Annotated in this window: 11 protein-coding genes and 1 pseudogene; 4 read left to right on the top strand and 8 right to left on the bottom strand. The window is 40.3% G+C overall.

Features of this window, described 5'->3' with window-relative positions; genetic code table 11:
* Positions 1–214 precede the first annotated feature (214 nt).
* Positions 215–1,000 (top strand): hypothetical protein, encoded by a 786-nt coding sequence (locus tag OFN67_RS00790; RefSeq protein ID WP_270868296.1) that lies wholly within the window; start codon positions 215–217, stop codon positions 998–1,000.
* A 621-nt stretch (positions 1,001–1,621) separates the two neighbouring features.
* On the opposite strand, the gene thyX is transcribed toward OFN67_RS00790, so the two are convergent.
* Complete coding sequence (gene thyX, locus OFN67_RS00785) at positions 1,622–2,245, bottom strand: FAD-dependent thymidylate synthase (protein ID WP_270868297.1); 624 nt, start codon at positions 2,243–2,245, stop codon at positions 1,622–1,624.
* A 128-nt stretch (positions 2,246–2,373) separates the two neighbouring features.
* Between thyX and OFN67_RS00780 the strand changes: the two genes are divergently transcribed.
* Both OFN67_RS00780 and OFN67_RS00775 read left to right on the top strand, forming a co-directional pair.
* Positions 2,374–3,726, top strand: a complete 1,353-nt coding sequence (locus OFN67_RS00780) for a sodium-dependent transporter (protein ID WP_270868298.1) — start codon at positions 2,374–2,376, stop codon at positions 3,724–3,726.
* A gap of 26 nt (positions 3,727–3,752) precedes the next feature.
* On the top strand, positions 3,753–5,087 hold the full coding sequence (locus tag OFN67_RS00775; protein WP_270868299.1) for a sodium-dependent transporter: 1,335 nt from the start codon (positions 3,753–3,755) through the stop codon (positions 5,085–5,087).
* A 54-nt stretch (positions 5,088–5,141) separates the two neighbouring features.
* Here the strand turns inward: OFN67_RS00775 and OFN67_RS00770 are convergent, their stop codons facing one another.
* From OFN67_RS00770 to OFN67_RS00740, 7 genes are all read right to left on the bottom strand, one after another.
* Positions 5,142–6,206 (bottom strand): acyltransferase family protein, encoded by a 1,065-nt coding sequence (locus OFN67_RS00770; protein WP_270868300.1) that lies wholly within the window; start codon positions 6,204–6,206, stop codon positions 5,142–5,144.
* A 549-nt stretch (positions 6,207–6,755) separates the two neighbouring features.
* A complete protein-coding gene (gene purH / locus OFN67_RS00765) occupies positions 6,756–8,288 on the bottom strand; it encodes a bifunctional phosphoribosylaminoimidazolecarboxamide formyltransferase/IMP cyclohydrolase (protein WP_270868301.1) in 1,533 nt (510 codons plus the stop codon).
* Positions 8,289–8,326: 38 nt separating this feature from the next.
* A complete protein-coding gene (locus OFN67_RS00760; protein WP_270868302.1) occupies positions 8,327–9,226 on the bottom strand; it encodes a DnaJ domain-containing protein in 900 nt (299 codons plus the stop codon).
* A 2-nt stretch (positions 9,227–9,228) separates the two neighbouring features.
* Entirely contained in the window at positions 9,229–11,421 is a 2,193-nt protein-coding gene (gene purL / locus OFN67_RS00755; RefSeq protein WP_270868303.1) for a phosphoribosylformylglycinamidine synthase subunit PurL, read from the bottom strand.
* A 53-nt stretch (positions 11,422–11,474) separates the two neighbouring features.
* The gene (locus OFN67_RS00750; protein ID WP_270868304.1) at positions 11,475–12,227 is read right to left on the bottom strand and encodes a glycosyltransferase family 2 protein; all 753 of its coding nucleotides are present in this window, start codon (positions 12,225–12,227) and stop codon (positions 11,475–11,477) included.
* On the bottom strand, positions 12,224–13,015 hold the full coding sequence (locus tag OFN67_RS00745) for a polysaccharide deacetylase family protein (RefSeq protein WP_270868305.1): 792 nt from the start codon (positions 13,013–13,015) through the stop codon (positions 12,224–12,226). The genes OFN67_RS00750 and OFN67_RS00745 overlap by 4 nt, the downstream gene beginning before the upstream one ends.
* Positions 13,012–14,007 carry a glycosyltransferase gene (locus OFN67_RS00740; protein WP_270868306.1) on the bottom strand — a complete coding sequence of 332 codons (996 nt, stop codon included), beginning with the start codon at positions 14,005–14,007 and terminating at the stop codon, positions 13,012–13,014. Before OFN67_RS00740 ends, OFN67_RS00745 begins: the two co-directional genes overlap by 4 nt.
* 312 nt (positions 14,008–14,319) lie before the next feature.
* On the opposite strand from OFN67_RS00740, the pseudogene OFN67_RS08050 reads away from it, so the two are divergent.
* A pseudogene (locus OFN67_RS08050) lies at positions 14,320–14,478 on the top strand (DapH/DapD/GlmU-related protein); the annotation flags it as partial.
* Positions 14,479–14,481: the final 3 nt, after the last annotated feature.

The following is a 14,481-nucleotide window of genomic DNA, read 5'->3' as shown; positions in this document are numbered from 1 at the left end:
TTTGCCTAATTTGTCATTGCGAGAAGCGAAGCGACGAAGCAATCTACGAGTAAAAATAACCAAAACGCTAAATTTGCTGTCATTGCAAGAAAACGAAGTTTTCGAAGCAATCCAGTAAAATTTAAAGTGACTGCAAATTCTAAAAACGGCTTCACTGTTGCTGGATTGCTTCACTTCGTTCGCAATGACTAAATATTTATAAAAGGATTAAATTTTGGAAAATTTTGAAAATTGGAATAAAAATGTTAGAAATAAAAATTCAGATGAAAATCAGAGAGATTACGACAAAGAGCCGATTATTATCAAAGATTATCATCAAATTTTTAATGGTATGTTATTTGAAAATTCGGCTTTATTGAGTTTTATAATTTTATTAAATATACATATTTTCATTTATAAATACTTAATGTTTAATGAAAACGATGAAATTATTAATGAAATCGGTGATTATATAGCAATAATTAATGGGATTGCAATTTTGAATTTATTGTGTTATTTCATAATTAGTTACTACATTTTTATCATACGAAGAAAAGCCAAAATTCACTTCACAAATAAGTCAATAAAATTTTATGAATTTGAAAAAACGCAATTTAGCTCATCAAATGCAAATTTGAGAGATATTATTTGTAAGCCATTTTGGTGTTATGATAGAAAAAATGTGGGATTGAGTTTTGTAGTATATTCTGTTATTGTGTTAGTTATTTTTAAAGCAATCGGGATATTTTTTATATTTTTTATGTTTTTATCAAATTTATTTTTAAAAATTTGCTTCTATTTGATTGTAAAAAAGAATTTAAAAAACTTTACAGCATTTCCCATAATCATAATTGATGAACCACAGAGAAATGGTTGGGCTTATGCAACAGGCAAATTGCGTGGAAAATTTTATATGGTTTGTATTTTTGATAAAAAGGATTATTTAGAAATCAAACAATGGTTTTTAGATAAGAAAAATATAAACATAGATAATATTGAAAAATTATATTTTAAAAGATAAAAATTTAATAAAACTTTATTTTTAAGGAGACACAATGAGTAGAGAAGCAGTTGCTCAAATCGAGCTAGACAAGCTAGAAGCAAGGCTACAAATAATAAATATAAACAATTGGTAAAATTTTGCAAATTTAAACCCAAACTATCAAATTTGAGTTTAAATTTGTGAATTTGATAAATTCGGTATTTTAAAATACTGACCGAGATTAAATTTACATAAAATGTCATTGCGAGAAAACGAAGTTTTCGAAGCAATCCAGGGAAATTTAAATTCAAAATTCTACTTAAATTTAGCATTGAACGATTTTTTAAATTTTAGGCGAAATTTTGCTTTTCTTGTAAGGGGGAAGGGAGCCCCAATTACTCTGCTTCGCTTCGCTCGCAATGACACAAAATTTGTGTTTTGGTGATTTTTGCTCGTAGATTGCCACGAATTTTGCTGACGCAAAATTCTCGCAATGACAGATTATACAAATTTTGCCTAATTTGTCATTGCGAGAAGCGAAGCGACGAAGCAATCCAGTAAAATTTAAAGTAAATTTAAAATTTACCAAAATTCATTTGCAAATTAAAATTTATCGAAATTTCCCTGGATTTCAACGCTAGGCTCGAAATAACACAAATATTACGATTCTTGCTGATTTGCCTTATACATACAATGCTCGAAGATAAATTTATGCTCTTCTGGCAGTGCTGCAAAGAGCGCATTTGCGAGTGCGCGTATCTCCCAAAGTGCCGATTTGCTAGAACGAAGAGAGAGGAAGTTTTGCAGGCTTCTAGCATTTATGCTCCACGCCAGCTCGGTTTTATAGCACTCTGGCAGGCAGTATTTGGCGATATCTAGGCTAGTGTTTGCACCTAAAATTTCCCTTAGATTATTTAGGGCTTTTATGCTTGCGCTATCGACAGCCTCGTTGCCAGTTAGCACGATGTATTTTGCGGCGCTATCGCTTGTGATTTCAGGCTCATTTCTTAGCTCTTTTAGCGTATAGCGGGTCGATTTCACGCTCAGACTTGCCATGCGATGGCGCGCTAACTCTTGCAAAAGCGCGCGCGAGATGCCCTTGATATAAAAATTATAAAAAATATGTTCGAGCGTAGATGAGTGCTTCATTTCATTTCCCACGCGATTAATTAGCGCTAAGTCCTTTTCGCCGCCGTTATCGCCCCGCTCGAAGCTTTGCCAGCAAGTTCTTATGGCGTTTGAGCATACCCAAAGTGGCGTGAAATTCAAAAGTTTTACTTCCATAAATTTTCCTTGATTAAATTTTATAACGCGTGATTTTAGCCAAAATTTGCAAATATATTCAAATTTAAAAGGCTTAATGTAAGCTAAATTCTGATAAAATTGACAAATTTTTTACCAAAAGGAAAAGTATGAACGACAAATTCACACGCATCGGTTTTATTTTGGCGGTCGCAGGCTCAGCCGTGGGACTTGGAAACGCTTGGAAATTCCCCACACTCGTAGGTCAAAACGGCGGTAGCGCATTTATTTTGCTCTATCTTTTGCTCACATTTTTGGTAAGTTTTGTCATTTTTATCGGCGAAATCACCATTGGACGCCTTGGCGAAAGCGATCCAGTCGATAGCTACCGAAGACTTGCCCCTAGCAACAAAGAGCTTTGGAGCAAGGCCGGATTTTTGATGATTACTGCGCTTTTGATTTACTCATTTTACAGCGTCGTAATGGGCTGGATCTTGAAATACACAGCCACATCGATTTTTTCGTTGCCTCAAAATTTAGACGATAGCGGTGCGATGTTTAACGCTTTGATTTCAAATTCACCGCTCGTAGCGATTGTCTGCTTTACGATAATGTCGCTTGTGTGCTTTTTGATCGTCTCAAAGGGTATCAAAAACGGAATTGAGAGATTAAATATCTGGATGATGCCTAGCCTTTTTATCCTGCTTGTGCTTATGGTTTTGTATTCGGCTAGCTTCGACGGATTCGCACAAAGCGCAAAATTCTTGCTTTTACCTGATTTTAGCGCGCTAAATTCACAAAGCGTGCTTGACGCGCTAGGGTTAGCGTTTTTCACACTTAGCCTTGGCGTAACTACGATTTTGACATACGCTGCAAGCCTTCCAGAGCGCACCAATATCCTAACTTCGAGCATTAATATCGTTTTAATCAATGTAATGATTGGCGTTATGATGGGTCTTGTTGTTTTCACATTTATTTTCGAATTTAACGGCGATCCAGCCCAATCAGGTCCTGGACTGATTTTCGTTTCCCTTGCCGTGCTATTTAGCAAACTTGGCTTTATCGGCCATATTTTGGCGTTTGCGTTTTTCCTAACCCTACTTTTCGCCGCCATTACCTCAGCGATTTCGATGATTGAACCAGCTGTTTATTACCTAGTCAAATCCCGCGCATTTTCTCGCGCGAAAGCTTGCGTGGCGGTTTTTGTATTTACCTATGTGCTAGGAATTGCCTGCATTTTGGGATACTATGGCGCGACAAGCGAGTATTTCATCATCGCAGGACAGCCGTTTTTCGACGCGCTGGATTATTTGACATCTAAAATTTTAATGCCACTTGGCGGATTAATCATTGTCATTTTCGTAGGATATGTCATCAAAAAAGACGGCGTTTATGCCCTACTTTCGCCATATATGGGAGATTTGGGCTTTAAGATTTGGTACTATGTCCTACTTCGCGTGGTATCTCCGCTTGCGATTTTTGTAATCGCGCTAAGAGAGCTAGGAATCGTAAATTTTGGATAGTCAAATTTGAAATTTAAAGAAAGATTATGAACGATAAATTTAGCAAAATCGGCTTTGTTTTAGCGGTCGCTGGTGGTGCTGTGGGACTTGGAAATGCGTGGAAGTTTCCAACCCTAGTCGGTAGCAACGGCGGAAGCGCATTTGTGCTTTTATACCTCGTGCTCACACTCGGGATTGGGTTTAGCCTATTTTTAGCCGAAATGGCGATTGGGCGCATTAGCAGAGCTGATTTGCCTAGCGCGTATAGATATCTCGACCCCAAAAACGGCGAAAAGTGGAAATTCGCTGGAATTTTCATAGTGGGTGGAATTTTTGTTTTGTCATTTTATCTCGTAATCCTTGGCTGGGTTATGAGATACATTTTCATCGGTTTTAGCGCGCTTCCTGCCTCAGTAGATGAGGCTGGCGCGCTCTTTGGGGGCGTGATTTCGCACTCGCTATTTTCAAGTCTTGCATTTTATGCGTTAGGGCTTGCGCTGACACTTTTTGTAGTATCGCGCGGAATCAAAAGTGGCATAGAAAAGCTAAATTTGATAATGATGCCCCTGCTTTTCATGCTTTTGCTTTTAATGCTAGGATATGCGGTTTTTATGGACGGGTTTGGCGAGGCCGTGAAGTTTTTATTCACGCCTGATTTTTCCAAAATCACCGTCGCTAGCGTGCTTGACGCGCTTGGACTTTCACTTTTTACCCTTTGTATCGGAATTGGCTGTATCGCTGCGTATGCTGCTAGCCTTGGAGAGGGTGTAAAGCTAGTGAAAAGTTGCGTAAATATCGTATTTATCAATATCGCAATTGGTCTTATGATGGGACTAATCGTATTTACATTTATCTTCGAATTTAATGCTAGCCCATCTCAGGGCGCAGGATTGGTGTTTGTATCGCTTACCACGATGTTTGCTAAGCTTGGCTTTATGGGGCAAATTTTAGCGATTTTGTTTTTTGTGTCGCTGTTTTTTGCTGGGATTACGAGCGCGGTTTCGATGATAGAGCCATTTATTTTATATCTTGTCAATCATTTTGGCATTTCTAGAAACAGAGCGTGTGGGTTATCAGGCATAGTCGTAGGCGCGCTAGGAGCGTGCTGCACGCTATCAATGAACGCGGAATTTGGCGAGAGTTTTACATTTTTTGGCAAGGGATTTTTCGATATTTTAGACTTTTTGACCTCAAATATCATGCTTCCTCTTGGCGCGCTAAGTTCGGCGATTTTCGTCGGATTTGTGATGAAAAAATCCCTTTTGGCGGAGTTTTTTAGCGCTGATATGGGCAAGGGTGCGTTTGAGATCTGGTATTTTTCGCTAAGATTTATAGCCCCTCTTGCAATAATCATAATAATGGTAAATTTGCTGTTTTTTTAGCTAAATTTGTGAATTAAATTTGGATTTTGGCTACCGAAATTTCGGTAGCCTTTTTTATGCTTTGCGAATTTTTGAGTAGATTACCGCCACGATGTATGATAGCACACTCACAGCTACAAACATTAGTAGCACAGGCGTCATATCCCACTCTGCTTCGTCACCAAAAACAAGCACGGCAATATAAATTATAAAAATGTATTGCAACACATAAAACGGCGTTACAAGCACACTTATCGTTTTTAAACACGACATAATAAGATTTGGAAGCACCTTAGCTACCAGATACATTAGCCCAATCCACGCCAAAACAAAGGCGATAAACATTATGTTAAAAAATATGTTTTGGTGGTAGTATGGGTCGCCGTCCATCATATCGTCCCACGCATAAAACTTCGCCAATACCACAGCCGAGGCGATAAAAATAATTCCGGCGATAACGCTTAGCTTTGTGTATAGGCTGCCTTTATCTTCTGGGCGAGTGTAGATTAAAATATCAGCGAATAAATACCCGGCTATCGGGTAGGCAATCCAGCTTAAAAATGGAAAATAACTTCCCTCGTGTGTGCCCCAAAATAGCCCTGTTACTGCCAACATTGCGTCAGATTCAAACTCTGCGAAATTCTCGCCTAGATACATTGCTGCGCCTGAGCAGATGATTCCTACTATGAGATAGCCTAAATTTGATAAATTTAGCTTTTTCATTAGCGCAAAAAATATAAACGCAAGTCCCGCAAACTGCAAAATGTCCGCATCGTAAATCTGCGTCCAATTTTCTTCGAAAATTTCAGCGTCATCGTTTAGCTTGGCACTAATGTAGTATGGAAGCACATACACAAGCGCATTAAAGACATAAGATAACACCAAAAATATCACACCGCGCCTAAAAAGTAGCCCCGGCGCACTACGCCTAGAATAGACAATACCGCAACCCAAAATAAACATAAAAACAGGAGCAGCAGGTGGTGAGCCTAGGAAGTTTGCGACCTTGAAAAACACGGAATCTTCGCCGTTGTAGAAGTATTCCACGCAGTGGATTAGCACCATAAAGATTACAGCAAGACCCCTTGCTATATCCAACTCGTTTTGTCGCCCGGCATTGGGCAATGATAAGAAATTCATCTGCTTAAAACCCTCTTTTTATTGGTTTGAAAAAGCCAAAATTATAGCCTTTTATAAGTTTAAATTTACTTAATAGCGTAGCGAAATGCTATGGCTTAGAAATGAGATAAATTTATAAGGAATTTGGGTTTAGTTGTTTGGTTTGTAATTGCGAGAATTTGCGTAGCAAATTCGAAGCAATCTACGAGTGCAGAATTTAAGGTCAGTGTTTTTGCAAAATTTATGAAATTTTATGAATTTTACAATTTTGGCATTTAATTGTTTTGAAGTCGTAGATTGCTTCACTTTCTACGAAAGCTCGTAATGACAAATTCGGCAAATTTAGTAAATTTCGCATTTCAAGCATTGCTACCTTGTCGGTAGTGAGCACGAAATGCGAAACATTTAAACATTTAATCTAGCCGATTTGGGAATTAAAAGTTAGGCAAATTCAACTTAAATTTGATAACCAAATGCCGACGATTTTTCACGGAGTGAGCGACGGACTAGACCGACTCGTCTGTCCTAGCCCACGCCGCAAAATACTAGGCTTGTTTCAATTTAAAAATCTTAATGCAAAAAGTGGCGAATTCCCGTAAAATACATCGCCATGCCAAATTCATCGGCAGCTGCAACAACTTCATCATCACGGATTGAGCCACCCGGCTGGATTACGGCTTTTACGCCTACTTCATTTGCGATTTCTATGCTATCTTTGAAAGGAAAAAACGCTTCACTAGCCAGTGCGCAACCTTGCAAATCTAAGCCCAAATCCCTTGCTTTTGCCACGGCAGCGCGCGCAGCATCGACACGGCTTGTCATACCCATGCCGATCGCCACCATTGCCGAGTTTTTCACATACACAACGCAGTTTGATTTGGTTAGCGCTGCGACCTGCCAAGCGATTTGCAAATCGGTAAATTCGCCAGAATTTGCCGAACGCTTGGTAACGCATTTAGCATTTTTGACCTCATCAGCACCCACATAGTCGCGTTCTTGATAGACAAATCCGCCGTCTATGAATTTAAAGTCATATTTATCATTTTCACGCATTAAAAATTTATTCTCTTGCGTGAAAATTTTAATGCGTTTTTTGTTTGCAAATACTTCAAGCGCGGCGTCATCGACATTAGCTGCAATTATGACTTCCACAAAAATTTCATTGATTTTCTCTGCGAGTGCCTTATCAAGTGTGCCGTTTATCGCCACCACGCCACCATAGGCTGACACAGGGTCGCATTTAAGAGCTTCAGTGTAGCTTTCTAGCAAATTTGATTTTATGGCAAACCCGCATGGATTTGCGTGTTTGCAGATACTCACTGCTGGGGCTTCGCCAAAGCTACTAGCTAACATAACTGCGCCGTGAATATCGGTCATATTGTTAAAACTTGCTTCGCCTTTTAGGGCTTTGAAATTTAGGCTAAAAAAGTTTTCGAATTCATACAAAGCGCCCTTTTGGTGCGGGTTTTCGCCGTATCTTGTCGCCATGACTTTTGAGCCTGTGATAAATTTTTTAGCACCAAAACCGCCGTTAAATCGCTCGTTCATATAGTTTGCTATCATGCTATCATACGCGGCAGTGTGCTCGTAGGCTTTTATCATAAGGCTTCGGCGAAATTCCAAATCATCGGCTTTTGCTTTGATTTTTTCGATAACTAAATCATAATCTAAAATGTCCGTTACTATCAAAACATCTTTGAAATTTTTCGCTGCACTTCGCACCATGGCAGGTCCGCCGATGTCGATATTTTCGATAATCTCATCAAAATCATCTGTGCGAATCGTGGTTTGCTTGAAAGGATATAAATTCACACAAACCAAATCAATTCCGCCAATGCCGTGTTTTAGGGCTTGTTCGGCGTGGTTTTTGTCGTCCCTTTTATGCAAAATTCCGCCGTGAATTTTAGGGTGCAGGGTTTTTACTCTGCCTTCAAACATCTCAGGGCTTCCTGTGTAGGCGCTTACTTCCACAGCATTTACGCCGTTTTCGCAAAGTAGCTTATAAGTGCCACCCGTGCTTAAAATCTCCCAACCCAAATTTGCCAAATCTTTTGCAAATTCCACTACGCCGTCTTTGTCGCTAACGCTGATTAACGCTCTCATGCTCACTCCTTATAAATTGAATTTTTAAATTTTAAAATTTAGCTTTCGCTCAAACGCTCATTTAGGCTCTCATACGCTTCGTTGATTTCTTGAAGCTTTTTCGTGCCTTCTTGGATAATCTCGTCATCTGCACCCTTGCCCATTAAAATATCTGGGTGGTATTTTTTGACTAGTTCGCGATATTTTTTCTTTATTTCGCCAAAACTAGCACTTTTATCCACACCAAGGACTTCGTAAGGGTCTTTTTTCGAGCTTGTATCTCGCGCAGAGCCACCATATCCGCCACCAGAGCTAGAATTTTGATATCCGCCGCCGTAATTTCCGCCATAACTGCCACCGTTTTGATAACCGCCAGAATTTCGACTATTTTGGTAGCCACCACGCCCGCGGTTGTCGTAATTTTGGCTAGAACCGCCGTATGTGCCATAATAACTCGCCTCAAACATAGCAAAAATTTGACTTACCACATGGGAAGGCATACCAAATCCGCGCGCGATTTTGGCGATTATATCTCGCTCTTGCTCGCTAAATGAGCGATCGATATAGGCTATGTTTAAGAAAAAATAAATTAGCGCCGCTTTTCGGCTCGAACTTAGGTGAAATTTTTGATTGTAATGAAACGCGAGAGAGTAGATATCGTGCTCTTTGTCTTTGTTTATCTTATAAACTTGCTTCAAAAGTTTTCTCTCGTTTTCGCCACCGCCCATTTTGCGAACCAAATCGTCCAAAATCTCGCCTATCATCGTGGCTTCTGTCTCATTTACCACGCCGTCGCTTTTGGCGACCTTTGCAGTTAGGGTGATTAAAATTTTCGCCTCTTCAAGGCTCATTTTTGGCTCTTTTCTCTCATAGCCGGAATTTCCGCCCAGACCGCTTATAAATCCCTTTATAAAATGATAAAGCAAAAAAGCCAAAAATAGATAAAAAATACTCGACACTATTAATCTTCGCTTCTAATGATTTTTGCAAATTCGTTGAAATAAATTTCGCTCAACTCTCCCAAATCGCGCGAAATGCTATTGATTTGGAAAATTTTACCGCCAGTAATGCCAAGTTTTACGAAATTTAACCCTGCTTCGCGCGCCAAGCTTTCAAATTTCGCCTCGTCGCTCACGCCAAAAACAGCCCTCGTAAAGCTCTCGTCAAAAATATCTCTCTCATCATCACACGGCATTTTAAACTCGCCACCCATTTTACCCACACACGCCATTTTGGCTAGGGTGATTGCCACACCACCGATTCCTACGGAGTTTGCGAAGCGCAATGCACCCTGCTGGCCCGCTTTAATCGCAAAGTCCCAAAGTTTGCGCTCTTTGGCTAAATCTAGCTTTGGTAGCATGCCTCCGATTGCGCCTTTTACGGCTTGTTGATACAGCGAACCTGAAAACACGCCGTGTGTATCGCCCACCAAATAGACGCTAGTACCAGCCTGAGTGAAATCGCTAGGGATAATCTCGCCGTTATTTACGCCCACGGTTACGATCGCAGGGGTCGGCTGGATACTCACGCCCTCTGTTTCGTTATACAAGCTCACATTTCCGCTCACAACAGGCGTATTTAGAGCCTTGCAGGCCTCTTTGATACCCTCTGCGCCCTGTGCGAACTGCCACATAACCTCTGGATTTTGCGGATTGCCGTAGTTTAGACAATCAGTTATGGCCAGCGGTGTCGCGCCACTAAGGGCTACCTTGCGTCCGCTCACAGCCACAGCAAGAGCCGCACCAGTGAAAGGATCGATATAATTCATGCGAGTGTTGCAATCCATAGCGATTGCGAGTTTTGCGCCATTTTCTTTAACTCTCATTACCGCAGCGCCTAGTTTGCCCGGGCGTTTGGCTGAGTTTAGCCCGACATTTGCGTCATATTGATCGTAAATAAGTGATTTATTTAGCACATCTGGGTGCGAAAAAACCTTGTCAAAATCGGCGTTTATGTCAAATTTATCAGAGCATGTGCATAAATTTTGGTTTGCGATTTCGTCCAAATACGCTGGGCGTTTTGTAGGGCGGTCTAGAATCGGCGCTGCTTCGCTTAAAGGCTCGATTGGAATCTCGCCAGCTAGCTCGCCATGCCAGTAAAGCTCCATTTTACCGGTATTGGTTACTTCGCCGATGACTTCTGCGTCTAAATCCCACTTCGCAAAAATCTCTTTTATCTTATCTTCGCAACCTTTTTTCGCACAAATCAGCATTCGCTCTTGGCTTTCGCTTAGCATTAGTTCGTATGGCGTCATACCGCTTTCACGCATAGGGACACGATCAAGGTGCATTTTCATACCGCTTCCGCTTCGTCCTGCCATTTCAAAGCTACTAGAAGTAAGACCCGCCGCGCCCATATCTTGAATTCCAACGACATAGTCAGTCTTAAAAAGCTCCAAACAAGCTTCCATTAAAAGCTTTTCGGCAAATGGATCGCCAACTTGCACGGTTGGGCGAAGAGATTTGTTCTCATCGTTAAAGCTATCACTTGCCATAACAGCTCCACCAAGCCCGTCCCTGCCTGTTTTTGAGCCTACATAAATGACTGAGTTACCCACACCTTCTGCCTTGCCGTAGAAAATTTCATCACTTTTTACAATTCCAAGAGCAAAGGCATTTACCAAAATATTTCCGTTAAAACTGCTATCAAATGTCGTTTCGCCACCTATCGTAGGGATTCCCATGCAGTTGCCATAGTGTGCAATACCGCTAACTGCGCCTTTGACCAAATATCTTTGGTAGCGATTTGTTTTAGAATTTCCCACGACATCGCCAAAACGAAGCGAATTTAGATTTGCTTCGACCCTTGCACCCATTGTGAAAATATCGCGTAAAATTCCGCCTACGCCTGTGGCTGCGCCTTGAAACGGCTCGATATAGCTAGGGTGATTGTGGCTTTCCATTTTAAAAACAGCCGCCATGCCACCGCCAATGTCGATAACACCGGCATTTTCACCGGGACCTTGTATGACCCATGGAGCCTTGGTCGGAAAGCCGTTTAGGTATTTTTTGCTTGATTTATATGAGCAGTGTTCGCTCCACATAGCCGAAAAAATGCCAAGTTCTAGCAAATTTGGCTCACGCCCTAGAATTTCTAAAATTTTCGCATATTCGTCTTCGCTGATTTTGTGTGCCGCAATGGTTTTTTTATCCATTTTATCGCCCTTTTTGTGGAATTTAATGATTTTTTATGATAGCTAAATTTTGCTTAATTTCCTTTTTTATTAAGCCACAATTCATAAAGTTTTGCTTCTTTCATAAATGCGTAAAATGCGTTTATAACGGCGATTATGAAGCCTTTTTTGCCGTCAAAAAAACTTCGCCTTAAAAAATACGATTTGAAAAAGACAAGCGGAAAGATAAAAAGCAGTTTGGCTAGGCTCGGTTTTTTGCCTTTTTCAAATTTTTGCTGTGCGCGCAGGCTCGAATAGTTGTTGTTTTTGCTCACTAACTCTTTGATTGGTTTATCGCTGAAATGATAAATCACGCCGCGCGAGCCTCGCACTTTGCCATTTATGCTAACTTGCGCATGAACGCCCAAATTTCGGTATTCGCCAGAGCTTTTGCGAAAAAATCTGATATGGGTGTTTTTGCGCACTCTATCATCGACGATTCCGCCCATGTAAAATTCGTGAAATTTAATATCAAGCCCGTCGAATTCGCTCTGTTCCATAAACTCGCAAATTTCAGCTTTTAGCTCAGCGCTTACTTCCTCATCGCCGTCAAGGTTTAGCACCCACTCGTGAGAGCAGAGCGAAAAAGCGTAGTTTTTTTGCACGCCCTCGCCTTGCCAGTCGTGGTGGTGGATTTTCGCGCCGTATTTTTGCGCGATTTCTAGCGTCTTATCGGTGCTGCCGCTATCGACGATGATGATTTCAGCGAAATCCGCGACACTTTTTAGCATTCGTTCGATATGTTTTTCTTCATTTTGCACGATTGCATAGACACTTGCATTTATCATAGTTTATTCCTTATGCGTGTGAATTTCAGCCAAAAATCAAAAAAACTCTCCGTCCCCAAAATGCCAATTCGCTTTATGGCGAATTTATCGTTCCCCGCTTCGTAAAGTCCGCGCTTTACCACGACTGCGGCGCAGTATCCCACACTCCTAGTAAATGACAAAATTTCATCGTTAAATTTGCCGTAAGGATAGGCGAAAACCCTACACTCGCGCCCGGTGATTTTCTCTAACTCTTTTTTGGATTTTTCGATTTCATCTCGCGCTTTTTCGGGCTCGCTCGCCCACAAACGCTCTAAATTCGCGTGGCTTAGCGTGTGCGAGCCAAACTCGATTAAATTTGAGCGGTACATTAAATTTATCTCATCGCTAGTTAAAATTTGGCTTAAATGCTCGGTATTTCCGCGCTCCCAATCATTTTGCGTAGCACCTGCGACCACAAAAATCGTGGCTTTGAAATTATATTTTTTCAAAATTTCAAAGGCGTTTGTGTAGTTATCCATAAATCCGTCATCGAAGGTAATACAGACCGATTTTGGCGGGATTTGGGCTAAATTTGCTAACTCGCTAAGCGTGAAAGTAGTAAAGCCGTTTTTGGCTAGCCACGCGATTTGGGCTTCAAAATCAGCTGGGCGAACGCGCCATTTATCAAATTTATCACCCTTATGCTCGCTTATGGAGTGATACATCAGCACGCGCGCCTTATCCCAGCCCTGCGGGATCCGCCACCAGTTATACCTGCACGAAAAGGCTATAATCGCCACGGCTAAAATTGAGAAAAAATATATCATTTTTTAAAATCCTTTATCAAATTTTCATACGCATTTATGTATTTTTGCGCCATTTTTGCTACGCTAAATTCGTCTTTTTTGGCTTTGATAGGGGCGAAAATTTGCACGAATTTATCGTAGTTTGCGTGGATTTCATCTAGTTTGTGAGCTAAATTTTCTGGCGTGGCGCTAAATTTTAACTCACTAGGCAAAATTCGCTCACAAATGCCAGTATTCGTTGAAATCATAAGCGGCGAATAATAAACCCCATCAATCGCCACAAGTCCGTAAGCTTCGAATTTCGAAGCGATGATTTGCAAATCACAGCTTGCTAAATGATCATTTATATTATCCACGAAACCGCGCAAAAAGACCTTTTTATCAAGTTTTAGCTCACTAATTAGCCTTTCTAGCTCACCTTGCTTCTCGCCCTGACCAAATATCTCGCACACAAAGTCAAATTTTACCAAACTAAGCGCTTTGATGACCACATCCATTTGCTTAATAGCGCTTAATCTGCCAGAGCTGATGATGTGAAATTTATCTAGTTTTTTAATCTTTTCTGGCTTTTTATACAAAATTCCATTTTCGATAATTATAGAATTTGGCGGTAAAATCTTTTTTGTCTCATCTAACACAGCCACGCACAAATCAGCTAATTTATAATTTTTTTTGAATTCCAAAGTGTGTTTTGTAGCAATCAGCGGAATTTTCTTTTTCATAAAAAATCTAGCATTATAGATAATCTCTATCACTTTTGCATTGTGAGCGTGTATGATATCCGGGCTAATTTCATCTAAAATTTTAGCAATTTTATGCAAAAAAATGGGGTTGTATCTGTTTTTTTTAAAATTTATCTCTATTAATTTTACATTTTTGTCTATGTATTTTAAAATATTTTTATCGCTCATTAGATAAATTTCGTGTTCTTTAACTAATTCGTTGCATAGCTGGACACAAGCGTTTTCTGTTCCTGCAAATTTTATCCAATTAAGAGCGTGTAAGATTTTCAAACCATTTCCTAAATTTTAAATCCTGCGATTATCTCATATTACCGCTTTATACTTCGTTAAATTTAATTATTTTTTCTATATAATAGGCAAAAAATTTAAGGAAAATTTATGTTTAAAAATTTGATAAAAAAGCTAAAAGGCAAACCCACATACAAAAATATAAAAATGGGCAGTAATGTCCATATTATCAACTCTTGCATCGATGAGGCGTTCGGTCATCTCATCAGTATCGGCGATAATGTCACCATAACAAATGCCACGATTTTAGCCCACGATGCGAGCACAAAAAAAGCTCTTGGCTACTCTAAAATCGGCAAAGTCGAGATAGGAAGCGATGTTTTTATCGGTTATGGAAGCATTATTTTACCACGCACAAAAATCGGCGATAAGGTCATAATCGCAGCCGGAAGCGTAATCACAAAAAATGTAGCCCCAAATTCGGTTGTCGGCGGAAATCCAGCAAGGCTGATTTGC

The organism is Campylobacter sp. JMF_11 EL3 (assembly GCF_027736965.1).
GTDB lineage: Bacteria > Campylobacterota > Campylobacteria > Campylobacterales > Campylobacteraceae > Campylobacter_B.
The sequence above is the reverse complement of the archived record's forward strand: the minus strand, read 5'-3'. Positions and strand labels throughout refer to the sequence as shown.

What these genes read in the sequence shown, in the direction of transcription:
- OFN67_RS00775 (WP_270868299.1), top strand. Translation starts at nt 3,753, where the DNA reads ATGAACGATAAATTTAGCAAAATCGGCTTTGTTTTAGCGGTCGCTGGT.
- OFN67_RS00745 (WP_270868305.1), bottom strand. Translation starts at nt 13,015, where the DNA reads ATGATATATTTTTTCTCAATTTTAGCCGTGGCGATTATAGCCTTTTCG.
- purL (WP_270868303.1), bottom strand. Translation starts at nt 11,421, where the DNA reads ATGGATAAAAAAACCATTGCGGCACACAAAATCAGCGAAGACGAATAT.
- thyX (WP_270868297.1), bottom strand. Translation starts at nt 2,245, where the DNA reads ATGGAAGTAAAACTTTTGAATTTCACGCCACTTTGGGTATGCTCAAAC.
- OFN67_RS00750 (WP_270868304.1), bottom strand. Translation starts at nt 12,227, where the DNA reads ATGATAAATGCAAGTGTCTATGCAATCGTGCAAAATGAAGAAAAACAT.
- OFN67_RS00770 (WP_270868300.1), bottom strand. Translation starts at nt 6,206, where the DNA reads ATGAATTTCTTATCATTGCCCAATGCCGGGCGACAAAACGAGTTGGAT.
- purH (WP_270868301.1), bottom strand. Translation starts at nt 8,288, where the DNA reads ATGAGAGCGTTAATCAGCGTTAGCGACAAAGACGGCGTAGTGGAATTT.
- OFN67_RS00780 (WP_270868298.1), top strand. Translation starts at nt 2,374, where the DNA reads ATGAACGACAAATTCACACGCATCGGTTTTATTTTGGCGGTCGCAGGC.